Genomic DNA, 21,741 nt, shown 5'->3' with positions numbered 1-21,741 from the left:
GTGACCTTCGACGTCACGCAGGGCCAGAAGGGTCCGCAGGCGGAGAACATCACGGTCGTCGCCTGAGCGACGCCGTGTGCGTGGTCCCCGGCTTTGGCCGGGGACCACGCGTTTCGGCGGCCACGATGCACCTCCAGCCCTACGGCGAAGTCCGCCGCAACATGGGTAGACGGCTCAAGCTCGCCACACCGGAACCGGAGCCCGCCGACCCCGTCCTACGCACCCCGGCCACCGGCGGGTTACCTGGCACCTGGTCGGCCGCTCGTCAAAGGCACCCCAGCCGGGGGCGGTGCGATTCATGGGTGGTCGCCTGTGAGACACCCGCCCGCCCGGCAGCTCACCTGCGGCGATCAGGTTTAAGTCCGCGTTGTCCGCGCCACGGTCAGGCGCGGGACGGCCGACGGACGCCAGACACGCGGCGGCGTCCCGCCGGGCGGGGATGCCGCTGAGCACCATGGCGGCTGCGCCGTTCAGGCCACCTAGCGGCGTGACATAACAGTGAAATCGCTGGGACGCGTCCGGTACAACCGGCGCGGCACATACGGCGTCATGAGTGTCACACGGCCAATGAGCCGATCTGCGCAGCAAGAAGGGCAACCGCGATGTCATCTCCACTCACGCTCCGGCGAGTATTTCTGGCCACTGGGCTCACCTGCGTTGCGGTGCTCGCCGCCGGCTGCAGCGCGGGCTCAGCCACCTCCTCCGGTGGCACCGCTGCGGCCACGGCTGCCGGCGCGTCGGTCACGAAGGCGCCAGCAGCCACAACGCCAGCAGCCACAACGCCGACCGCGGCCAACACGGCTCAGGCCGGCAGTACGGGCACCAATACCCAGGCACAACCGGCCGGAACGACGCCCAGGCGCACCGCCGCCTGCCCGACCCGTTATCTGAACGCTAGACCTGGTATCAGCCAGGGCACCGCCGGCAGCGTCTACCAGGTGATCGACTTCACCAACATCTCCCAGACCACCTGCACCCTGTATGGCTACCCCGGGGTGTCATTCGCCGGCGGCAGCCCGGTCGATCAGATCGGCCAGGCCGCCACACGGAACACCACGGCCCCCCGCGCGCTGGTGACGCTGGCTCCGGGAGCCACTGGCAACGCCCTGCTGCGGATCTCAAACGCCGGCAACTACCCTACGACGCAGTGCCACCCCACCCCCGCGCAGTACCTGCAGGTCTACCCGCCGGGCCAGACGACCCCGATGTACGTCGCGTACAACTCGACGGCCTGCGCCGGGACCGTCGGACTCCTGAGCGTCAGCGCGGTCCAGCCGGGCTCGGGAAGTGCGTCGTAGTACGCCGGACCAACGGCGGTGCCCCGGCCACCGGGCCACGGCGCGGTGCGCTGCGGTGCGGTGACCGTGTACCCGTCGCCCGTTCGCGGGCGCGGACAACAAGGCCCTGATACAGGGCTTTCTTGGTGGGTTGGCCACCGTTGGCCCATGCCGTCCATAGAGCCCACCTGGACGACGAGCGCTGCGTTGCGGACTGGCAGAAGTGCAGGTTCAGGCGCCTGCTTGGGCTCCCGGAGGTCCGGCTTTCCCGGTTCTGGCGCATCTTGCCCCGCCCATTTGCCGGGTGTGCACTCGTGCGCCTCTGCGTAGGTGGTAGGGGGCGTCGGGGTGGGGGAGCATGTGCGCAGTTGTTGCTCGTTCGTGAGGGATCGTCATGGGTTCCATCCGCCGCGCTGTGCCGCCGGTGCTGCTCTCCTGCCTGCTGCTGGCCGGCTGTTCGCACGTTTCGTCCTCCGGGTCGGGCACCGCGGGGAAGGGCGGAGCGTCGGCGGCGGGGCCGTCGGGGACTGCCGTACCTGCTGGAGTGGCGAAGATCGCGGTGGGTGCGGGGCCGCAGGCGACGTACACGGTGCAGCAGCAGCTGCCCGCGGGCAGTTGTCACTACCGGTACGACAAGGGCGAGCCCCTCGAGGACCTGGCATGCACTCCGGGCGCGATCTCCCCGGCGGCGACGCAGGCGAACCTGGCCACGACGATCTGCCGGAAAGGCGGCTACACCAAGAACATCCGGCCGCCGGAGGCGATCACCCGGAAGGAGAAGCAGGCGAACGCCGCCGCCTACGGCTACAGGGGCAGCCTCGGGGGATGCTGAGTACGATCACCTGCTTTCCCTTCAGCTCGGGGGGCGACCCGAACGACGCCCGCAACTTGGCGCTGGGGTCAACAACAAGAAGGACCCGGTGGAGACGAAGCTGCACACGGCCGTCTGCTCCGGGAAGGTCACTCTGGCGGCTGCGCAGCAGGCCAACGTTAGCGACTGGACCACTGCGCTCAGCCGGCTCGGCCTCAGCTGAGGGCTGCTTCTGCTTCACGAATTGGGTGCGTGTCGGCCGTCGGTGTGGGAACGTGGGGCCGGCTGGGCCCGTCGCTCTCCCCCGTGCGACGGGCCCAGTTGTCGTTGGACGGTGGCGTGGCCGCGCACCCGTTCAAGTGCGCCCCGGCGGACCGCAGGCATGGGGCTGCTCTGCAGGGTTGTGCCCATGGGACCAGTCGGTGAGGCGGTCGCGAGGCATGGAAATGGGGCGCGCGGGCGGGGTGTGCGCCGGGCGGTGCCCGGCGTTCACCGCAGGCCGGTAACCGCGAAGAAGAGAGAGCGGGGAGTCCTGCCCCGGCCACCGGTTCCGAGGCCACCGGCCGGACGGACTCCCCACCATGACGCCATTCGGAAAGGGACGTCTCCCGTGAGCCCTAGCTCCCGCCCGCCCCGCGCGGGCACGAATCGCCTCACCACCGCCCGCGCGCGGGTCACCCGTCATCGGCGCGCCGCGCTGGCCCACATGCTGCGCGGTGCCTGCTACGGCATCGGTACCGGAGCCATCGGCCTCGCCTTTATGCGGGTAGAGCAGCGCCTTTGGTGATTCGGGGGCGTAGTGCCCCGGGCTGCAGCAGTGCTTCGGATTCCTGCGACTGAGGGCAGCTATCGTGTTGGAGCAGGGTAAAGGCGTCTCAACAAACCTCTGGTCAGACTGTGGTGAGGAAGCCCTTGACCGCGTCTGCGAAGCCGACCGGGTCGTTGGCGTACACGAAGTGGTCCGTCTCCAGCTCGACCAGGCGCGTGCCGGGTCGCCGGTCGACCGTCTGCTCCGCCTGGTCGGCCGTCAGCACACCACCGATGGCTCCCCGCACCAGCAGCGTTGGGCAGGTGGAGGCGATCCAGTCGGCTCAATGGTCGCGGTGCACCCGCTCCTCAGAGTCGTAAATGTCCTGGGGGTGGAAATGCTGATCGGTGGAGTGCTTGCGCCGGGTGGACTCTTTTTCTGCTTCGTTGGCCTGATCTATGCATAGAGCGAACTGAGAGGCACACCCGGGCGGACGTGTACCAGGACCGGCCTGCGTACACGTGGGACGACGACGCCGACACTGCGATCTTGCGCGACGACCGCGACCGCGTCGACGCCGTCTCATGGGGCCACGACCGCGACCACCGCAGAGACGATCGTGGCCGCCGCGGCTGGCACCGCGGTGGCGAGGGCGACCATCGCGGCGGATACCGTCACTGACCTCATGGCCGACGGCACAGCCGCCTGCCGGTGAGCGGGCCTCCGCTGGTGGGCCGACCATCCCAGGCGGCCCAGCTCTTTGCTGCAGAGTTCCGCCGCCTGCGCCTCATCCGTGAGGCACGGGAAGGGTCGATCGCTAGACGTCGCGTGAGGGAACGCGGGCTGAAAGTTCGACGGCGAAGTGGCGGGCCTGGGCTCCCCAGTCGTGGTCCATCGTGCCGAAGTGCTGCAGGACGTCCAGCAGCTGATGCGCCTCGGTGAGAGTGAGCAGCGGCAGGCGCGGCTCGTACAGCTCCGGCATACCGAATGCGAGAAGTTCGTCCATGCAAGGCGCAACGGACACACCCTGCGCCGGTCACGCCAGCCGGCCAACCCCTGAACAGGCATTTACCCCGGCTCGCGGCCCGCGAGCTGCGCTCAGATCAGCGCCAATCCCGCCTGCTGAATGTCGGCCGCCCTCAACGGGAGTGGAGTTCGGCTTCATGGCTTTCGAACAGTCGCCGGACTCTGCGCCTCCTGAAGTGGTGAACAGGTGGTGCTCGTTCGCGTGAACGAAGCCACCGGCATGACGTACTGCCGGGACATCGCTGAGATCCATGACGCCGTGATCCACCTCTTACAGGAAGGCCGGCGCCGTATCCGGCTCGCGGAGCAGCTGGGCGACGACGTCCTGGGGAAGGAACCCTGGCGCGTCGGCCCACGGCTGGTGATCCTGCTCGAAGAGGTCAACGCCATCATGGCGCAGCTCAAGCGCTACTGGGAGCGGATCCGCTGGAGCGGCGACCCGAAGGTCTCCCCGGCCGTCGACGCACTCGTCGAGATCCTCGGCAGGCACGGTCTTCCACTCGGATCATGGGGCGTTGAGAACTCCATGATCTTCGAAGCCCGTGCGCGGGCTGGCGCCGGCACCGGTGACGCGCAGCGCGCACCTGCGCGAGCTGCCTGGCCTCCCTCGACGAACAGCGCTGTGGGCAGGTCGGACAACGCCTGGATCCGCACCTAACCGAGTGCCGGAGGGTGCTCGGCTGGACGGCGCCCCCAGGCCGAGATCAGCGGCGCGAGTGTCAGGTCGAGTTTGCCCGCGTGGATGGCGGCCAGGTGCGCGTCGATCTCGGCGTCGTCGGCCAGGCCGGCCGCGAGCAGTTCGCCGCGCACGTGCCGGATGGTCGCCGCCTCCAGCCGATCGCAGGCCGGCCCGCCGACCGGGAAAGAGCCCGCCGCGGCGACATCTACCAAGCCGGCCTCACGCAATGCCCGCGGCAGTGTCCGGCCGTAGCGCAGGTCCGCGCCGCGGCGCGTCAGCAGCTCCCGGACCGCGTCGCGCAGCCGGTTGGCCCGCCGCTGCGCAGGGTCGCTGTCGTCCAGGCATGCCAGTGGCTGCAGAGCGGTATCGGCGTCCTCGACCAGCAGCCAGCCGCCGGGCCGTAGCGCTGCCGCCATCGTGGCCAACGCGCGAGCCCGGTCGGGCACATGGACCAGCACGAGCCGGGCGTGCACCAGATCGAACGTCCCCGGCTCCGGGGGCGGATCAGCGGCGACGTCGTGCTGGCGCACCTCGTACCCGTCGCCTGCCTTCAGCCACGACGGGTCGATGTCCGTGGCCAGCACGTGCCCGGTCGGACCGACGGCCGCCGCGAGCGCCTCCGGGATACGGGGGCCACCGGCCCCCACTTCCCAGCAGCGCGAGCCAGCCCTGACCCCCAGTCGGTCGAAGTGCCCGCGCGTCACACCGTCGAACAGCTCGGCCAGCCAAACGAATCGCTCGCCCGCCTCGGCGCGCGCATTGTCCAGCAGGTACCCGCGGGCGGGAGCGGAGTCTCCACCGAGCGCGGTAGTCCCGCCTATCAGATCCGGTCGGCCACCGACGTGCGGGGGCCGGGGCAAGGAGGTCATGACTACATGGTCAACCTTCCCAGGCCACCAGCGCCACGACGACGGGAGAGGGACGTCTCACACAGCCAGCGAACCCCGCACGTCCTACAGCACGGTTCTGCACCGTGACGCGCCGGAAGGGGTACATGTATTCGGCCAGCACACCAGGCACGGGACAGCGCGCTGACCGGACGGTCGGCTATGGCGGGCTCGACCTCGTACCGGACGCCTTCGATCACGACTAAAGTCGGGGCCAGCGGATCCAGCAGATGTACGTCCCCGTTCGTGACGGGTGGTATCTCTTCTCCAGTTCGGGGTCCAGGGCTGAGACCGCACACACCGACACTGTCTTACTCCTAAGACTTCCCACCCGGCAGACCGTCATGAGCCGGACACCATACGGCTACGCCGAAGTCCTGCCTGACCGGCGGAGGCAATCGTCGCGCACCGCGCGGATCACCCTCAGACCGCCTACGCCGCCATAAGACGTCGTTTCATTTGGTGAGTCGGCGGTGGCAGATGAGGGCTGCTGCTATGCCGACGAAGGCGAGGAAGTGTTCCGGCTTTCGCTCGTAGCGGCGGTGCAGGCGTCGGCAGCCGGCCAGCCATGACACGGTCCTCTCGACCACCCAGCGGTGACGGCCGAGCCTTGTGGAGGACTCGATGCCCTTGCGGGCGATGCGGTGCCGAATGCCTCGTTCACGGAGCCATTTCCGCAGGTGGTCGTAGTCATAGCCCTTGTCGGCGTGGAGCTTGGCGGGGCGTCGGCGGCGGGGCCCGCGGCGGGAGCGGATGGGCGGGATCCCGCGCACGAGTGGCTTCAGGCCGAGGCTGTCGTGCATGTTGGCGCCGGAGATCCCCAGTGACAGGGGCAGTCCGCTCCGGTCCGTGATGAGGTGGATTTTCGATCCCAACTTGCCACGGTCGGTCGGATTCGGTCCGGTCAGTGGCCCCCTTTTGTGGCCCGGACACTGACCGAGTCGATCGCGCACCGTGACCAGTCCAGCTCACCACAGCTGCCGAGTTCGTCCAGGATGACGCGGTGGAGCCTGGCCCAGACCCTGTCCCGGCTCCACTGGGCAAAGCGTCGGTAGACAGTGGGCCAGGCCGGTCCGAACACCGGCGGCAACTGCCGCCAGGTACAGCCCGATGTGGCCACGAAGATGATCGCAGCGAGCGTTTCGCGATCACCCGCCCGACGTCGACCCCCGCCCTGGGGACGCTTCACCTCCGTCGGCGGCACCACCCGCCGGAACAACACCCATAACTCGTCCGGCACGAGCCGCTCAACCAGATCCGTCATGCATGATTCAACGAACGATCACACCAAAAGAAACGATGTCGTAGTGCTGTGATCCGTCGACCTCCAGGACGACGCGCTGTCCATGAGGCAGCAACAGGAGAAAGTCGATGCGGGAACGCAGCAACGCCTCCGGGCCGCGTTCTTGAACGGTCCTGTGGTCCCAGTGCAGCCAGACTTCGGGCAGGAGGGCGGGATCCCCGGGGGAGGGTCCGAGAATCTGGTGGTAGGCGATGAAGAGGTTCTTCTGGCCCTCTGAGTTGTCCGGTGAGCTGTTGAGGAGTCGTTGGTATAGATTCCCCCTGGCCTCGGTCTCATTGCTGATCTCTTTGATCGGGTCTCTCAGCGTCACCGGACGCATCCCGTTCAGCAGCAGGTCCTCCACCTCCTCGAAGGACAGGTCTCCGTCCTCGGATATCCAGAATCGGTCCAGAAGCCGCAGGAAACGGTCGTGATGCTGGGTCAACTCCGACAGGTCCAGGGCGCGCGCCAGCTCACGGCGGGCCTTCTTGGGTATCTCGGGCGGTGCGTCCTCTGCACACAGCAGGTCCTCGAGTTGGTAGCGGCGCGACGGACTCACATGGACGTGGCTCTGTTCCAGGATGCGTCGGGTGACCTGTGACAGGTCGGCATCGGGTACCTGGCTGAAACTCAGCTCGATCCGCTCGCGCTTGCTCCCAGCATCATCAGGGACCGGTCGCATCCCCAGCTGTTCGAAGGCCGGGTTTAGCTCCCGGTGCGTCAGGCTGCCAAGCCCTGCGGGACCTCGCCGATCAGTGTGCGCAGCGCTGAACGATTCCTGCTGTCGACCATGGCCAGATGGTCGCAGAAACCGACAGGATCCGGCATCGGCACCCGCACCCAGGCGATGGGCCAAATCGCGTGCGTCTGGGCCACGTCACACGACGTCCACCCGTGTCCTCTGGGCAACCGCCTTGGTCCCACTGCCGGGCTGACGGCGGACGGGAGCTGATGGCGAGGGCGGCGGGGTAGAGCACCTGGCGCCCGTAGCGGGCGCGATCGGCGACGGCTTCGATCGCGAGGGGTTTGTCGTCGCCCGCCTCAAGGATGAGCTGCCGGGTGGCCCGGTCGGCGGGCCGGAGCGCGTCCGCACGTAGGGCAATGCTGCGAACCCGGGCGCGCTGGTGACCGAGGGAGTCGTACACCGCGTATGCGGCCCGGTAAATCCCTGCAGGTGTCGCGCGTGTGGCGTACGGTGGTGTCACCGACGCGGGGTGGAGCAGCTCGGTAGCTCGCTGGGCTCATAACCCAGAGGTCGCGTGGTTCAAATCCCGCCCCCGCTACGAGCGAAGGGCCCGGCAGCAGCCGGGCCCTTCCCCGCTTTCATCGGCTGCTGGCACATTTTGGGCTGGGCCGGGGGCTTCGCAGTTATGCCCACTTCATACCCAGCTCCCGTAGTCCGTTCAGTTGCTCTTGGGTGAGTTTGTCGCGCCTCGCGCAGGTGTTGGAGATCCACACTCCCAGCCGCACAGATACGGGGTCCGTGTCGCCGTCGACGGTGATCTGTTCGGCCTCGGGCCCAGCCCTGCTCGCCGTCACCGCTGCCCGCACACCGGCGCAGCACTTTGCCCGGCCGAATTGCATTGCTTCTGGTTTCGATGCCGGTCCACCCTCTCAGCACACCTTTATTTTGAAGAGAGGTTCCGATGAACGGCTCGCTCAACTTGCCCAATGGCAACACACTCTGACTGGAGGGAGCCCCCAAGGACCTGCGGCTTCAGCCCGTACTCGGTGGCGCCCGCATCGAGCTGTCCCTCCGCACGTGGGCAAACCAGGCGGCCACGCCGCAAACCAATCTTCTGCTCTCGGCGACGCTGCTGGTGGGCAAGAACCCGAGCCAGGACCTCCGGGAACTGGCCTTGGTCTCCGTGCAGCAGGCAGTCGGCGTCACGGTCTCTCCCAGCCAGACGGTCTTCGTCGGCCACGTGAGCAGCCAGGCCCTGCTGGAGACGGAGGAATTGCGTGCTGGCGGCGCGCTGTGGCTGGTGTTGCGAGATCTCCGCGGCATGTCGGTAGGCGGCGATCCAGTCGGCTTCGAGCTCTCGTCCGGCGGCGACCTGCAAGTCGAGGTCTTCTCGGAGCAGTGGAGCACCCAGATGGAGAAGGTCAGCGCGGCCTCGTACATCGACGTGATGGTGCCGGTCACCGACGATCCGGAGCTGCAGAAGGTGGCGGGAAGATTGCGGACGGCGCGCAGCTACATCCGCGACGGCATCGTCAACGCGGTCGCCGCCGAGCTGCGCCAGGCGCTCGACGCGGTCCGTGTCGCCCACGACACCAAGAAGCTGGCGCCGGCGATCCGGGACAAGAAGTCCCGGGACCGCAGCGTCTCCGAGCGCTGGATGCTGGAGGTGGAGGACACTTACTCGCACCTTAGCGCCTTCATCCACGACAACGAGGAGGCCATCGCCGGTGCCGCACTCGACCGGGCCCAGGCCGTAGAGCTCCTGGCGAACGTCGCAGGCAAGGTGCACCGGCTGGCAGCGGACCGTCGGGCTCAGCTGATCTGACCTGCCAGTTCGCTGGAGCCGCCACTCGAGCATGGGCCATGCAGGGGGTCAGGGCTAGGCTCCAGCGTCATGACAGAGCCTCCGCTTGCCGCTGCCCGTATCGACGACGGTCTGAGTAGCGGGGTGCCCCGCGTACTGGAGGTGCCAGCGCTGGCCTCGCTCTACCTCCAACCGTTGACCCCTACCGGTCAGGTGGAGCGGGGCAGGGCGGCGACCGGGTTCGTCGTGCGCAACAGTGCGGCTCGTCCCTTCCTGGTGACGAACCGCCACGTCGTGACCGGCCGGGACAGCAAGAACAACGACAAGGTGAAGGACGGAGCGAACGTCTCGGCGATTCGAGTGCTGCTGCACAGCGCCGGCAGCTTCGGGGAGTGGATCGCGCTGGTCCTGGAGCTTGGTGACGAGGAGGAGCGACCGCTGTGGCTCGAGCATCCCGAGCACGGATGGAAGGTGGACGTGGTCGCCATCGCGCTGCCGGACTTCGTGGAGGAGAAGGCCGACCTGATCGCATACAGGCCGGGGGGCCCGGCTCTGGCTCGGATGGACCTGACGAGTGAGCTGCATGTGATCGGCTTCCCGGTGGGCTTCGACCCGTTCCGGACTCATGCCGCACTTGGCGTCTGGGCCCGCGGCACGATTGCCTGGCCTCCCAGCTTGGACTGGGAGGACCTGCCCTGCACTCTCATCGACTGCCGGGCCAGGCCGGGCCAGTCCGGATCGCCCGTGGTCTTCTACGCTGACGAGCTGGCCCGGTACCGGGCGGCCGATGGTGAACTGCGATCCGGCCCGGCTTGGGACCTCATCGGGATCTACAGTGGCCGCACCCACGACGACAGTGATATCGGCATCGTGTGGAAGCGCTCGGCAATCGAGGACATCGTGGAGCGCGGTCGACGCCCCCCGGCCTGGCGGCCTGGCGACGAGCACACCGGTCGGCCACGGGTCACCCCGCTGGTCGATGGGGTTGACGCCGCCGGACTCGCTGAACCCGACTTCTACGTCCACTCGACCGCACCAGCATAGTGAGTGCCTGCAAGCCCGAGGCAGCCCGGGCGGCCCCGCCCCGACCCGAGCAGATTCACCGGGTCGGGCGGGGCCGTCCGGGACGACGCCCATCGCGGACAGGACGATGCCCGCCGTGCGGCAGTCCCGGGCGACGGCGGCACCGTCCACGCCGACGGCAGCGATCCACGCCTGCATCTCCTCGGGCCACAACCCCACCCGGGCCCAGGCCCGCGCCCGGCACCTCAGCTCGGAGGTGCGCAGGTGCGGGGCCCGGCGGCTGACCAGGGTAAAAGCGTGGGACTCCAGCGAACGTCCATCGCCGCGGCGGCGGCCTGACCGGTCCGTGCGCCGCCGGGCAGCGGCGGCGCGGGCTGTGCGCCGGCGGACCGCGGCGAGGTCGTCCGCCAGGTTGAGGCCCTCGCGGGCGGCGATGGCTTCAGCGGTGTCGGCTGGCGCGCCGGTCCTGGCAGGGGCGAGGCAGTCGTAGACGGCCTGCAGTTCCGGGTGATCCAACTGCGCGACCATCTGGTAGTCGACGTGGCGCACAACTGGAGGGGCAGCCGCTGACCGCCTGATCGACCGCGGTTGCGGCATGTTGGAGGAGCCAGCTGGTGGGCGCGGCCCGTGGGAGCGGGCAGCGCCCACATCGGCCCGTCGCCGGCGGGCACAGCTCGGTCGCCCTGCGGCGGGCTGTGCGCTACGGCGAAAGGGCCGGCCGTGCCCGCTGCCTCAGCCGCGCGCCTCCGTCTACCTGCCGACCTACCTGAAGACCGGCTACGGCCTGAGCCAGGCGGACGCGGCGAACCGCATGGCCGGCTTCGTGCTGCTGGCAGTGGTGATGCGCCCGGTGGGCGGCTGGCTGTCGGACCGCATCGGCCCGGTGCGGGTGCTGGCCGGTGTTTTGGCCGTGGTGTTCGCCGGAGCCGTCGTCCAGTCGTTCACGCCGGATCTGGCCCCCATGGGCACGATCGCGCTCCTGGCGATGGCCGCCGCGCTTGGCGCGGGCAGCGGCGCTGTGTTCGCCCTGGTCGCTCTGCTGGCCCCGGCGAACAAGGTCGGCTCGGTCACCGGTGTCGTCGGCGCTGCGGGCGGACTGGGAGGCTTCGTCCCGCCGTTGGTGATGGGCTCGCTGTACGGCGCCTACGGCTCGTACGCGATCGGTCTGGCCCTGCTCGCGGTAGTGGCGGGCGCAGCCCTGGCCTTCACTGGCACGGGCGTGCGCCATGCGCTCACCCGCTGCGTCCCTGCCGCTCACGTCCACTGATCGGGACAGGACCGCAACGATGTGTGAGTACTGCGGCTGCCAGGCTGTGGAATCCATCGGCCGGCTGACCAAGGAGCACGAGACGGTCGTGAACCTCATCAGCCGCATCCATGACGCCCACCGCAACGGTGAGGTCACACGCATGGCTTGGCTACCGGCAGTAAGCGGCCTGCAATAGATCCGGGCCAGCGGCAATCCCGCCCCGACAAGCCTAACGAGCTGCCCGTCCGCAAAGCCACCTGGCTGATCACCGCGCACCCCGACAAGATCGACGAGAACAACGCGCTCAAGCTCAAGCTCAAGCTCAAGCTCAAGCAACTCCGCTCCCGTTGCCCGGAATTGGGAGTCGTCACCGACTGCGTACAGGCCTTCGTAGGTGGATCAAGGTGAGCCGTTCACGTGCGCCAGGATGGTCTCCTCAGAGACGCCGACCTTCCGGGCCAGGGCCAGCGACCTGTTGCGGAGGTCGGATGCCTCAGCTGGCCTGCACAGTGCATCAAGGCTGACAGCGCTCCCCATCAAGCTCAGAGCCTGGAAATACTCATCACCTATCCTCAGACTGACCCCGTGCTGCTCTTCGAAGTGGCGTAGCGCCCTCTCGTGTTCTCCGGTGCTGCGATGCAGGATGGCTATGTTCCCGAGGAGGATGGCTTCACCACGCGCTTCGTCCGCTGCCCGAAGGTCGGCTATTGCTTTGGTGTAGTGGTCTAGGGCCCCGATGTAATCGCCCACCAGGTGGCGAAACCATCCAGCGTTCAGGTGAATCACGCCACGGTGCCGCTGGTTGTCGTCCACGTTCTCGATCACGGCCAGCGCCTCGTCGTAGACGGCGACAGCTGCATGGTAGTCCCGGCGCGCCTCGTGAATCAGGCCGATGTCGGCGAGGGCGCCCGCTTCAAGTCTGCGCTCACCGGTGGAGTGAAGGAGTTCGACCGCCGAACGCAGGTGGGTCTCGGCATCCTCCAGGTGTTTTAGTTGGCTGTACGCAACACCCATTCCGTGATGGGCTCGGGCTTGGGCGTACTGGTTGCCCAACTCGTTCCCGGCGGCCAGCGCGAGGGCATGACTTTGGACGTATTCCTCCAGCCGCCATCGAAGCAGGAAGTGGCCCTTTTGGTGGAGCGCGATCCGCCATACGTGCTCAGGCAGTCCATTGGCCGCGGCCCAACGGATCACAGAGCCGAGGTTCGCCCCCTCCTCGTCGAGCCAGGTTAGGGCCTGCTCGTATGTCTGGAATTCGAGCGGGGACACGGTGGCTCCGGAAGGCTCGATCTCCGGCAATTCCACGGTCCTGATCGCGAGGGCCGCACGGTATGTCGTGTGGAGGTACCAGTCGGCGAGTCGTCGTCGTGAAGCCTGGCGCGCATCCGGCTCGTCGTCGCTGCTGAGCTCGGCTACGAAGAGCCGGAGAAGGTCGTGCAGCGCGTATCGTCCAGCGCTCCTTAGCTGAAGCAGGTTCTCGTCGACGAGGGTTTCCAGCATCGCCTCCGCCTGCACGAGACCAATGCCCTGCAGGGCCGCCGCGGAGGCAGCGGTGAAATTGGCGCACGGATGCAGCCCGAGGCTGCGGAATAGCGCCCTCAGCGGTTCGGGGAGGCTGCGGTAGGAGAGGTCGAAGACCGGGCGTATCGCGCGGCCGCCGGCGCGGATCGCCTCCAGCCGGCCGGTCTGCAGCCGGTCGGCCAGCTCCGCAAGGCTCCAGGCAGGGCGGGAGCGTAGCCGTGCCGCGGCCAGGGCGAGGGCCAGCGGGAGGCGGTCGCAGTACTCGACGATCCTGGCGGCGGCTTCGGGCTCGGCCTCCACGCGGTCGCGTCCCGCGATTCGCATCAGCAGGTCCAGTGACTCGGCTTCGGAGAAGGTATCGATCAGGTGGGGGGAGACGCCGTCGAGGCCGGCCAGGCTGCGGCGGCTGGTGATGAGGACCAGGCCGGTGGGACTGGATGGGATCAGGTCGCGGACCTGGTCCTCGTCGGCGGCGTTGTCGAGTAGAACCAGCGCGCTGCGTTGACGCAGTCGGTCGCGGTACATTGCCGCCCGCTCATCGCGGCTTGCGGGGATCCGTTGGGCGGGCACGCCCAGATGCCGCAGGAATGCCTCCAGCACCGCGGACGGGTCTGCGGGCGGGAGCTCGGGGTCGAAGCCCCTGAGGTTCACGTGGAGCTGGATGTCCGCGAAGTGGCCCGCGCGTACCAGTTCGTGGGCGGTGTGGATGGCGAGCTGGGTCTTACCCACCCCGGCCATTCCCTCGATCGCGGAGATGACCACCGTGTTCGCGTGCTCACCGTCGTGACGGTGTGTCGCCGCTTCGATTAGGCGGGCGATTTCCTGGGTGCGTCCGGTGAACGTCGCAAGATCCGTGGGGAGCTGACCGAACACCCCGACTGGGCCGCCGGTCTTGGCCAGCCGGTGCACCGTGATGCATGCCTCGCGCCAGCGGCTGACGGCCTCGTCGTTCAGGCCGAGGGCTCGGACGATCGCCACTACCAGGTCCAGATCCAAGCGGCGCCGCTCGACCTTGAAGGCGTCCACGACCGTGAAGGGCGAGACGACGCGCGGGGGCCGCATGAGCGGTCCGACCCGTTTGGCCAGCGACCGGTACGACGGGGTCCCTGCCCACGCACGCAGTTCACCCAGCAGACCGATGAACTCCGCCAGATCAGTTGCCTGGCCCGGATCTGGCATTCCGCCCCGCAGATTGCCCACGACGCCCCCCCCTGCGAAGTCGTGCCCCTGACAATCCGAGTCTAGGAGGCGGGTGTGTGGGGTTGTGTGGGAAACGGGACTTCATCAGGCCACCTCGGCCAGCCTTGATCCGTCAACAGCGGGCTCGCTCGCACGCTAAGGGCGCTGACTGAACCAGCTCAGATATGCCCTCTACCTGTCACTATCTCCGAAGGAGCAACCGTGAAGATCGGACGCACGATCAAGTTCGCTGCGGCAGGGATTGCCGCAGCAAGCCTCGTCGCCGTCTCGGCCAGCACTGCGTCAGCAGCCAGCCTGGGCGGGGATGCGTTCGCCGGCAACTGCCATGCGTACATCCTCCCCTACTCTGACATGTACGCCTACGGTCACGTCGACGGGCCCGCCAACGAGTGCAAGGTGGACCTGTGGCAGGTGAACACTCAGACCGGCGGCCGCACGCACACCGGCTGGGGAGGCGGGGTGAACACGTGGCCGGAGTACCACAACGACGGTGTACACAAGCTCTACGTAGAGGTCTTGGACATCAACACCAACCAGGTTGGCTGGGGTCCTCTGGTCTTCTGATCTGCCCGAGCTGAGGGAGAGTGAGCATTCTCCTCCCTTGGGGCTGGTACGCATCCAGGTGCCGGGCCGGAACCGTGCCGGCCCGGCACCAATGATGGGGGCCAAGGTGCTCGTCCTGTCGGACGCGAACGGACTGCCCCTGGTCGTCGGCGTCTCGGCTGGCAACACCCAAGACAGCGAAGGCCTGAAGCCCATGGTGGCGGGTCACCAAACGAGACACGACCCGAATCGCGGCCGCCACTTCAAGCCCGAGCGCCTGCACGCAGACAAAGCCTATGACCGCCCGGACCTGCGGAAATGGTTACGCGGCAAGCGCATCGGCGTCCGTATGGCCCGCAAAGGCATCGAGTCCAGCGAACGATTGGGCCGTCGCAGGTGGGTGATCGAGAGGACGATGTCGTGGCTGTCCGGATACCGCAGACTCAGCCCCGCTACGAGCACGATCCCCGCAACTACCTGGCCCTTCTCGGTCTCGCCGCAGCCATGTGCTGCTACAAGCGACTCGTCCGCCTCACCACGTAGGACACGGTCTTAGTGCTCCGGCAGGGCTTCGATGTTTTGTCTGTTCGGAGGGTGGGTGGTGGGTCCTGGTGGGTTGCTCTGGGTCCAGCGCGCGGTCAGTCGGCTCAAGCGCCGCTCAGGCGGCCGTGGCTAGCCTCCCATCGCATCGCACGGCTCACCGCTCCACCAACCACCCTGAGGAGATCGACATGAGCGCTGCCACCCTTCCGGTCCTGGTCGACACCCAGCTCGATGACCTCTTCGATCTGGACGTCCGCATCGAGTTGGACGACACCCACTCGGCCGAGGCCGCGTTTACGTCCATCACCTGTTCTTCGTGTTATCCCACCTGGTGTTGCTGAGCGCGGCTGCCGACCGGCGCCGGCACCGCTTTCCGCACTCCCGTAAGACCGACGGCGCACGGCTCGGCACTCCACCAACCACTCTGAGGAGATCGACATGAGCGCTGCCACCCTTCCGGTCCTGGTCGACGTCCAGCTCGATGACCTCTTCGATCTGGACGTCCGCATCGAGTTGGACGACACCCACTCGGCCGAGGCCGCGTTCACCTCCGTCTCCTGCAGCTTCACTTGCTGGTCCACCTTCCCCACTCAGTGCGGCTGCTGAGCCGGGCCGCAGGCCGGCTCCGTCCACCGCGTACGCCCGACGGAGCCGGCAGCTGAGGGCCCACGGGCCGGGGCTCCCAAGGCTGTCGGCCCCAGGCCCACCCGCGCGTCCGGCCGCCACCGCGCCCGACGCGCCGACCACGCCAGGGACCGCCACCGAGGGACTGCCACCGATGCCGTTGCCGCCCGCCCCCCAGCCGCTCTTCCGCACCGCGCCGGTCGCCCTGCTGCGAGCCCCGAGCCGCAGCTACGAGCACCGCGCCGCCTGGGCCGCCGCCTCTTCCACCGACCGCGCGGCCTGCGAGCAACTGCTGAGCGGTGCGGCCGGCGACGGCGTCTTCATGGACGCCCTACGGGTCGCCAGCCCCAGTCTGGCGAGCCTCGTGGCCGCGAGCACCGACCACACCGGGCTCGCCGGTCGCACCGACGCCCAACTGCGCCGCGCTGTGGTCTCCGTGCTGCGCTACGAGATCCGGCTGCGCTCCCGTTGCACCCCGTTCGGGCGCTTCGCCGGCGTCGCCCCGGTCCGCTTCGCCACAGCGGCCGACGGCCCGGCGGCGAAGGTGTCCTGGTCCGGCCCGGCCCGCAGTCGTACCCGGGTCGATCTCGACTGGCTGCTGCGCGTGGTCCAGCACCTCGAGCAGGACCGCGACCTGCTCCCTCACCTGAGCCTGCACGTCCATGCCGGGACCATCCCGCGCGGCGGCCGGCTGGTGACGGCCGCGCCCTCCAACCCCGGTGCCACGGCGGGCGACAGCACCCGCAGCGAGGTCTCGGTCCGGCTCACGCCGGTGGTCGCCGCCGCGCTGGAACTGGCCGCCGCCGGCACGACCGGCAAGGAGGCCGCCGCGGAGCTGGAGCGGCGCTACCCCACGGCACCACCCGGCGCGGCCGCCGCCCTGCTGGCCACGCTGGTCCGCCAGGAGTTCCTGATCACCGGGCTGCGGCCGGTACTGGACGGCGGCGACCCGCTCAGCCGTGTGATCGACGTACTGACCGCCGCAAAGCGGTCCGCCGGCCGGCCGCTGCCGCTACTGGCGGCCCTGCGCGCGATAGCCGCCGACCGCGACCGCTACGACGCCGCCGCCACCCCGGGCGAGCGCGGCGCGGTGCTGGCCGCGCTGGAGGAGAGGATGCGTCAGCTGGCCGACGCCGACCGGCTGGTCCACGTCGATCTGGCGCTGGATGCCGAGGTGCGGCTGCCGCACACGGTCGCCGAGGAGGCGGCCCGCGGGCTTGGCGTGCTATGGCGGCTGTCCGTGCCCGGCCCGGCACCGCTGCGCGGCTACCACCGGGACTTCCTGGAGCGCTACGGACCCGATCGGGTCGTCCCGGTGCTGGAGGTGCTGGACGACACGGTCGGCCTCGGCGCGCCGGCCGGCTACACCTGGCCGGCCTCGTCCCGCAGCGAGGACCCGGCACCGCGGCCGGCCCGCGAGCTGGAGCTGCTGCTGGGCCGCCTGGCCGCCGAGGCGATACGCGACGGCGCCCGGGAGGTGGTGCTGGACGACGACCTGGTGGCGCGACTGGCCCCCGGTCAGCCGGACCGCGAGCTGCTGCCACGCTCCTGCGAGCTGTTCTGCACTCTGGTCGCCGCCAACGAACAGGCGCTGGCCGAGGGCGACTTCCTGCTGGTCGGCGGTGGCGGACCGGGTGCGCTGGAGGCCGGCGGCACCTACGGCCGGTTCGCCGGACTGGCTGGCTCGGTCAACGAGGAGCTGGCCGCCTTCGCCTTCCCCGAGCAGCCGGACGCGATCCACCTCGCTGTCGCCTACCAGCCGCGGCTCACCCGGGCGCTGAACGTCGCCAACAGCCCACGCACCGCGGAGCACGAGGTGACCATCGGGCTGCCGCCAGACCCCGCCGCGACCGCCGTACGGCTGGACGAGATCGGCGCGGCCGCCACCTTCGAACACCTGTATCTGGTGCACCTGCCGACCGGGCGCCGGTTGCTGCCGCACGCCCACCACGCGATGGACCTGCGCGGCCAGGCGCCGAACGCCGCCCGCTTCCTGATCGAGGTCGGTCGGGACGCTCACCGCTCGTATGCGCCCTGGGACTGGGGACCGGCCACCAGCGCGCCGTTCCTGCCCCGGGTGCGCTACGGCCGGGTGGTGCTCGCCCCCGCCACCTGGCGCCTGGACGAGCTGCGCGAGCACACCGGGCTCGACCCGGCCGGCTGGGCCGAGGCGGTGCGGCACTGGCGGGAGCGCTGGCGGGCGCCGCAGCAGCTGGTGCTGACCCGCGCCGACCTCCGGCTGCCGGTTGACCTGTCCGAGTCCTGGCACCGCGAGCTGCTGCGCGACGCGCTCTCCAAGGACCCCCATCTGCTCGCCGTCGAGCTGCCCGGCGGGCAGGAGCGGGCCGACGGCTGGCTGCGGGACGCCGAGGACCGGGCGCACCACTGCGAACTTGCGCTGGCCTTCGTCCGGGAGCCGACGGCCGCGGCGCTCGCCCCCGCCGCACCCCGGGTCCCGGCGGTGCGTCCGGCCGAGCCGCGGCTGGCCGAGCCCGGCGGCGAGTGGCTGTACGCCAAGCTCTACCTCGCGGGCCGGCAGGCGGACTCCTTCCTGACCGAGCAACTCGCCCCGTTCCTGGCTGAACTACCCGATTCAGCCCGCGAGTTGATCGACCGATGGTTCTTCATCCGGTACCGGGACCCGGACGACCACCTCCGGCTGCGGTTCCACGGGCCCGCCGACAGCCTGTGGCCGGAACTGCTGCCGCCGCTGCACACCGCGGTCCGGCAGTGGACGGCCCAGGGACTCGTCGGGCGGTTCATACTGGACGGCTACGACCCTGAGTGGGAGCGCTACGGCGGCCCCGAGGCCCAGGCGGCCGCCGAGCGCTTCTTCGCCGCGGACAGCCGTACCGCGCTCACCATGCTGCAAATCGCCCGGCAGGCCGACAGCGGGAGCGGTGACGTGCCGTGGAACAAGGAGACGCTGGCCGCGCTGTCGCTCGCCGCCATCGCTCACGCCTTCGGCCCGCCGCCCGCGGTGAACGCGCCGACGCGCTACCAGGAGCCGGGCGCAGCCTGGCTGGTAGGCACCGCCGCCGGCGAGCAGCCGCCCGCGGGCTTCCGGATTCACCGGGTGCAGTGGTTGCGGCTGATCGACCCGGCAGGCGGCTGGCCCGCTTTGGCCGAGCATCCGCTGGGCGACCGGCTGGCGCAGGCCCTGGCCGACCAGGCCGGACATCTGCGCGCCTACCGCGAGCAGTTGGACGCCCTCGCCGCCCGCGGCGCCGACTGGTCGCCGCTGCCCGGGGTGCTGGCAAGCCTGCTCCACATGTCCTGCAACCGGCTGCTCGGGCCCGACCGGGAGGCCGAGCTGCGCGCACACGCCCTCGCCCGCGCCTGCGTGACCGCAAACGCCGACCGAAGGAAGCACCAGCGGTGACCACAGCAGCAGTGCCCGGCAGCACCGAGCGTATCGCGGCGGCCGTCGACCGGGTGGCCGACGCCCTCACCGACGACCCGCGCCCGACCGGCCCCGCGGTCGCACTGGAAGGCGGTTCCGGCGTCGCCCTGCTCCTCGCCGAGCTGGCCCGCCGCGATCCGGGCCGGCTGCCCGCCGCGCACGGCCGACTGAAGGCGGCGGCCAAGGCCCTGACCAAGACGGCCTCGTTCGGCGTGCATCACGGCCCGGCCGCGGTGCTGACGGCCGTTCAGGCGGCTGCCCGGGTCGGCGGTCACTATCCGGGCCTGCGCCACACCCTGACCGCACACGTCGCGGCCGAGCAACTCGCCCGCCTCGCGGCCGAGCCCGCCGGACCAGGGGTGTCCTGGTCCGGTTACGACGCCATCACCGGCACCGCCGGCGTCGGCCGGGTGCTGCTCGGTGCGGTCACCGACGGCGACGCCGAGGAGCGGGCCGCGGCCGAGCCCGCGCTGCGCGCCACCCTCGCCCACCTCGTTGCGGTCAGCCGACCGGTGCGGATGGACGGCCATGAGGTGCCCGGCTGGTGGGTGCCCGGCCACCGCCAGGCGACCGAGGCGGACCGGGCCCGCTTCCCACGTGGTGATCTCAACCTCGGGACAGCCCACGGCATCGCGGGCCCGCTGGCGCTTCTCGCCCGCAGCGCCGAGCTGGGCGTGGCGGTCGACGGGCAGTCGGCCGCCCTGCGACGGATCGGCGGCTGGCTGGCAGAGCGGGCCGACCGCGACGCTTACGGGCCGTACTGGGAGCGGCGGCTCCCGCTGGACGACGAGTTGGCCCGGGCCCGCGGCGAGCGCCCCCTGCCCTCCTCGCCCCGCACCGGCGCCGCGGGCGCCGCCTGGTGCTACGGCACGGTCGGCATCGCCAACGGCCTGCTGCGCGCGGCCCGGGTGACCGGCGAGGAGACCTGGAGCCGACTCGCGCTGGCGAGTAGCCACGCGGTGCTGGCCCGCCCAGGCACCCTGGACGGTTTGAAGGGCCCCACTGTCTGCCACGGCGAGGCTGGTTTCCTGCAGAGCCTGTGGAGGCTCGGGCAGCAGGCCGCCGACCAGACGCTGCTCGACCACTGCGACCGGCTGGCCGACCGGCTCGCCGCAGCCTGGGATGAGCAGGCCGACTACGGCTACCGGCACCTCGCCGGGCCCCGCGGCGCCACCGGCCCGCAGCACGGCCGACCACTGGCCGAGGACAACCCCGGGATTCTGGAGGGCGCGGCCGGCGTGACCGCCGCACTGCTCTCGGTGCTGCCCGGCGCGGGCGGGCCGGGCAGCGAAGAGCACGAGCCCGTCTGGGACCGCGTGCTGCTTCTGTCCTGATCGGGTCCGCACCGCGCGGGCACCCCGAGACGCCTTCACCGCTTGTCCGGCCCCTGAGGCAACACGGAGAGTTGACGCGCACCCGAGGGCCGGAGGTCGTGCGCGATGTCCCGTCCCTGATGGCCCATCAGCCCACTGCAGTCACCACGAAGCCCTGAGCAGGCAATGATCACGGCACCTGTGCCTGCCCCCCTCCGCCCGCAGCCTCCCCGCCGCTTCTCTGCAAAGCGTCGAACGCTGCTCAGCCGATCCGCGTGCGCAGGTGCTCCAGCGCCGCTTTCAGCGCGTCCCCGGCCGCGACGGCCAGGTCGGGCTCGACACCGATGCCTTCTGAGTTGGTGCCGGTGACCGGGTTGATCGCGCGGGCGGCGGGAACGGTCACGGTAACTTGCGGGGCGAGCGCAATACGGTCCGTAGGGTGAGCGCCCCCGCGGGTGGTCTGGCCGATCAAGGTGGCGCGCCCCAGCACCTTCAGGTTGTAAGTCAGCTCCTCTCCGCCGGAGAAGGTGAGGTCGCAGGGCAGTACGGTGACGGTGCGGTCCAGGTAGCGCGGTGCGGCCAGGTGCCCGAGGGGCCAGTACTGGCGGGTTGAGCCAGTGGCCCGCTCGTAGAGGTCGTTCAGGTGCACCCCGTCGTCAGCGAAGAAGTAGCTGCACCACAACTGCACGCCCTCCGGTGAGCCGCCCCGGCACTGCCGCAGGTCGATGACCAATGCCTTGGTGGGAGCGAGCAGTTGCATGGCGGGGGCGGTCGCGGGACCACCCAGATCGGCGGGGGCGATCATGCGCAGGTCGAGGTAGCCGATGTTGTCGTCGAGCTGCTCCACCCGCCGGCTGTCGTAGTTGCTCTCCCTGGCGTACTGCGCGAAACGGGCGCGAGCGACGAACTCCGGCTCCTCGTCCATCGACTGCGGCTCCTCGGTCCACAACAACCGCAAATGACTTGTCAGGACAGACATTCTGGAGGTCGTCCGTGACTCGCTCTGGCGTCCCGGCGGTAGGGCCGGCCGGCACCTATTGGGTCCGGCATCTGGCGCCTCGGGCTCAAGGTATCCGCCCGGCAGGCCACACTCCGCCCCTTTCGCGGGGTGTCTTGCAGTTTC

20 protein-coding genes, 1 tRNA gene and 2 pseudogenes are annotated in these 21,741 nt (G+C 69.8%); 15 read left to right on the top strand and 8 right to left on the bottom strand.

Going from position 1 to position 21,741, the window contains the following annotated elements:
• The first annotated feature begins 602 nt into the window (after positions 1–602).
• The 3 genes from ACWGJ5_RS38135 to ACWGJ5_RS38125 all read left to right on the top strand — a co-directional run bounded on the left by ACWGJ5_RS38135 (position 603) and on the right by ACWGJ5_RS38125 (position 2,875).
• Complete coding sequence (locus ACWGJ5_RS38135) at positions 603–1,298, top strand: DUF4232 domain-containing protein (protein WP_453314202.1); 696 nt, start codon at positions 603–605, stop codon at positions 1,296–1,298.
• A gap of 373 nt (positions 1,299–1,671) precedes the next feature.
• Positions 1,672–2,109, top strand: a complete 438-nt coding sequence (locus ACWGJ5_RS38130) for a hypothetical protein (RefSeq protein ID WP_453314201.1) — start codon at positions 1,672–1,674, stop codon at positions 2,107–2,109.
• A 589-nt stretch (positions 2,110–2,698) separates the two neighbouring features.
• On the top strand, positions 2,699–2,875 hold the full coding sequence (locus ACWGJ5_RS38125) for a hypothetical protein (protein WP_453314200.1): 177 nt from the start codon (positions 2,699–2,701) through the stop codon (positions 2,873–2,875).
• 103 nt (positions 2,876–2,978) lie between these two features.
• Here ACWGJ5_RS38125 and ACWGJ5_RS38120 read toward each other — a convergent pair whose 3' ends face one another.
• Positions 2,979–3,122, bottom strand: coding sequence for a hypothetical protein (locus tag ACWGJ5_RS38120; protein ID WP_453314199.1), 144 nt, complete (start codon positions 3,120–3,122; stop codon positions 2,979–2,981).
• A 531-nt stretch (positions 3,123–3,653) separates the two neighbouring features.
• A complete protein-coding gene (locus ACWGJ5_RS38115; RefSeq protein WP_453314198.1) occupies positions 3,654–3,842 on the bottom strand; it encodes a hypothetical protein in 189 nt (62 codons plus the stop codon).
• 222 nt (positions 3,843–4,064) lie between these two features.
• On the opposite strand from ACWGJ5_RS38115, the gene ACWGJ5_RS38110 reads away from it, so the two are divergent.
• The gene (locus tag ACWGJ5_RS38110) at positions 4,065–4,520 is read left to right on the top strand and encodes a hypothetical protein (RefSeq protein ID WP_453314197.1); all 456 of its coding nucleotides are present in this window, start codon (positions 4,065–4,067) and stop codon (positions 4,518–4,520) included.
• Here the strand turns inward: ACWGJ5_RS38110 and ACWGJ5_RS38105 are convergent.
• The 4 genes from ACWGJ5_RS38105 to ACWGJ5_RS38090 all read right to left on the bottom strand — a co-directional run bounded on the left by ACWGJ5_RS38105 (position 4,517) and on the right by ACWGJ5_RS38090 (position 7,586).
• A complete protein-coding gene (locus ACWGJ5_RS38105; RefSeq protein ID WP_453314196.1) occupies positions 4,517–5,410 on the bottom strand; it encodes a methyltransferase domain-containing protein in 894 nt (297 codons plus the stop codon). The genes ACWGJ5_RS38110 and ACWGJ5_RS38105 overlap by 4 nt on opposite strands.
• Before the next feature lie 473 nt (positions 5,411–5,883).
• Positions 5,884–6,692 (bottom strand): IS5 family transposase gene (locus ACWGJ5_RS38100; RefSeq protein ID WP_453314195.1). Its coding sequence is split into 2 segments (ribosomal slippage): positions 5,884–6,342 and positions 6,345–6,692, totalling 807 coding nucleotides; the frame shifts between segments, so codons are not numbered across the junction.
• 7 nt (positions 6,693–6,699) lie between these two features.
• Positions 6,700–7,392 (bottom strand): hypothetical protein, encoded by a 693-nt coding sequence (locus ACWGJ5_RS38095; protein ID WP_453314194.1) that lies wholly within the window; start codon positions 7,390–7,392, stop codon positions 6,700–6,702.
• A gap of 38 nt (positions 7,393–7,430) precedes the next feature.
• A complete protein-coding gene (locus ACWGJ5_RS38090) occupies positions 7,431–7,586 on the bottom strand; it encodes a hypothetical protein (RefSeq protein ID WP_453314193.1) in 156 nt (51 codons plus the stop codon).
• Between the two features lie 332 nt (positions 7,587–7,918).
• Between ACWGJ5_RS38090 and ACWGJ5_RS38085 the strand changes: the two genes are divergently transcribed.
• The 5 genes and pseudogenes from ACWGJ5_RS38085 (at position 7,919) to ACWGJ5_RS38065 (ending at position 11,879) form a co-directional block, all read left to right on the top strand.
• Positions 7,919–7,993 (top strand) — tRNA-Met (locus tag ACWGJ5_RS38085).
• 537 nt (positions 7,994–8,530) lie between these two features.
• Positions 8,531–9,220: a hypothetical protein gene (locus ACWGJ5_RS38080; RefSeq protein ID WP_453314192.1), complete on the top strand. Its 690-nt coding sequence runs from the start codon at positions 8,531–8,533 to the stop codon at positions 9,218–9,220.
• 69 nt (positions 9,221–9,289) lie between these two features.
• Positions 9,290–10,243, top strand: coding sequence for a trypsin-like peptidase domain-containing protein (locus tag ACWGJ5_RS38075; RefSeq protein WP_453314191.1), 954 nt, complete (start codon positions 9,290–9,292; stop codon positions 10,241–10,243).
• Positions 10,244–10,967: 724 nt separating this feature from the next.
• A pseudogene (locus tag ACWGJ5_RS38070) lies at positions 10,968–11,489 on the top strand (MFS transporter); the annotation flags it as partial.
• 147 nt (positions 11,490–11,636) lie between these two features.
• A complete protein-coding gene (locus ACWGJ5_RS38065) occupies positions 11,637–11,879 on the top strand; it encodes a hypothetical protein (RefSeq protein WP_453314190.1) in 243 nt (80 codons plus the stop codon).
• Here the strand turns inward: ACWGJ5_RS38065 and ACWGJ5_RS38060 are convergent.
• Positions 11,871–14,192 carry an NB-ARC domain-containing protein gene (locus ACWGJ5_RS38060; protein ID WP_453314189.1) on the bottom strand — a complete coding sequence of 774 codons (2,322 nt, stop codon included), beginning with the start codon at positions 14,190–14,192 and terminating at the stop codon, positions 11,871–11,873. The genes ACWGJ5_RS38065 and ACWGJ5_RS38060 overlap by 9 nt on opposite strands.
• A gap of 201 nt (positions 14,193–14,393) precedes the next feature.
• On the opposite strand from ACWGJ5_RS38060, the gene ACWGJ5_RS38055 reads away from it, so the two are divergent.
• From ACWGJ5_RS38055 to ACWGJ5_RS38030, 6 genes and pseudogenes are all read left to right on the top strand, one after another.
• Positions 14,394–14,756: a hypothetical protein gene (locus ACWGJ5_RS38055; RefSeq protein WP_453314188.1), complete on the top strand. Its 363-nt coding sequence runs from the start codon at positions 14,394–14,396 to the stop codon at positions 14,754–14,756.
• 103 nt (positions 14,757–14,859) lie between these two features.
• Positions 14,860–15,278 (top strand): annotated as a pseudogene (locus ACWGJ5_RS38050) (transposase); the annotation flags it as partial.
• 188 nt (positions 15,279–15,466) lie between these two features.
• Positions 15,467–15,619, top strand: a complete 153-nt coding sequence (locus ACWGJ5_RS38045) for an FDLD family class I lanthipeptide (protein WP_453314187.1) — start codon at positions 15,467–15,469, stop codon at positions 15,617–15,619.
• Between the two features lie 97 nt (positions 15,620–15,716).
• Positions 15,717–15,884, top strand: a complete 168-nt coding sequence (locus ACWGJ5_RS38040) for an FDLD family class I lanthipeptide (protein WP_453314186.1) — start codon at positions 15,717–15,719, stop codon at positions 15,882–15,884.
• A 172-nt stretch (positions 15,885–16,056) separates the two neighbouring features.
• Complete coding sequence (locus tag ACWGJ5_RS38035) at positions 16,057–19,284, top strand: lantibiotic dehydratase (RefSeq protein WP_453314185.1); 3,228 nt, start codon at positions 16,057–16,059, stop codon at positions 19,282–19,284.
• Positions 19,281–20,639 (top strand): lanthionine synthetase C family protein, encoded by a 1,359-nt coding sequence (locus tag ACWGJ5_RS38030; RefSeq protein ID WP_453314184.1) that lies wholly within the window; start codon positions 19,281–19,283, stop codon positions 20,637–20,639. Before ACWGJ5_RS38035 ends, ACWGJ5_RS38030 begins: the two co-directional genes overlap by 4 nt.
• A 241-nt stretch (positions 20,640–20,880) precedes the next feature.
• Here the strand turns inward: ACWGJ5_RS38030 and ACWGJ5_RS38025 are convergent, their stop codons facing one another.
• Positions 20,881–21,543 (bottom strand): S41 family peptidase, encoded by a 663-nt coding sequence (locus ACWGJ5_RS38025; protein WP_453314183.1) that lies wholly within the window; start codon positions 21,541–21,543, stop codon positions 20,881–20,883.
• Positions 21,544–21,741: the final 198 nt, after the last annotated feature.

It is taken from the genome of Streptomyces sp. NPDC054783 (genome assembly GCF_053611725.1).
The sequence above is the reverse complement of the archived record's forward strand: the minus strand, read 5'-3'. Positions and strand labels throughout refer to the sequence as shown.

What these genes read in the sequence shown, in the direction of transcription:
- ACWGJ5_RS38075 (WP_453314191.1), top strand. Translation starts at nt 9,290, where the DNA reads ATGACAGAGCCTCCGCTTGCCGCTGCCCGTATCGACGACGGTCTGAGT.
- ACWGJ5_RS38095 (WP_453314194.1), bottom strand. Translation starts at nt 7,392, where the DNA reads ATGCGACCGGTCCCTGATGATGCTGGGAGCAAGCGCGAGCGGATCGAG.
- ACWGJ5_RS38035 (WP_453314185.1), top strand. Translation starts at nt 16,057, where the DNA reads ATGCCGTTGCCGCCCGCCCCCCAGCCGCTCTTCCGCACCGCGCCGGTC.
- ACWGJ5_RS38115 (WP_453314198.1), bottom strand. Translation starts at nt 3,842, where the DNA reads ATGGACGAACTTCTCGCATTCGGTATGCCGGAGCTGTACGAGCCGCGC.
- ACWGJ5_RS38105 (WP_453314196.1), bottom strand. Translation starts at nt 5,410, where the DNA reads ATGACCTCCTTGCCCCGGCCCCCGCACGTCGGTGGCCGACCGGATCTG.
- ACWGJ5_RS38135 (WP_453314202.1), top strand. Translation starts at nt 603, where the DNA reads ATGTCATCTCCACTCACGCTCCGGCGAGTATTTCTGGCCACTGGGCTC.
- ACWGJ5_RS38040 (WP_453314186.1), top strand. Translation starts at nt 15,717, where the DNA reads ATGAGCGCTGCCACCCTTCCGGTCCTGGTCGACGTCCAGCTCGATGAC.
- ACWGJ5_RS38045 (WP_453314187.1), top strand. Translation starts at nt 15,467, where the DNA reads ATGAGCGCTGCCACCCTTCCGGTCCTGGTCGACACCCAGCTCGATGAC.
- ACWGJ5_RS38130 (WP_453314201.1), top strand. Translation starts at nt 1,672, where the DNA reads ATGGGTTCCATCCGCCGCGCTGTGCCGCCGGTGCTGCTCTCCTGCCTG.
- ACWGJ5_RS38025 (WP_453314183.1), bottom strand. Translation starts at nt 21,543, where the DNA reads ATGGACGAGGAGCCGGAGTTCGTCGCTCGCGCCCGTTTCGCGCAGTAC.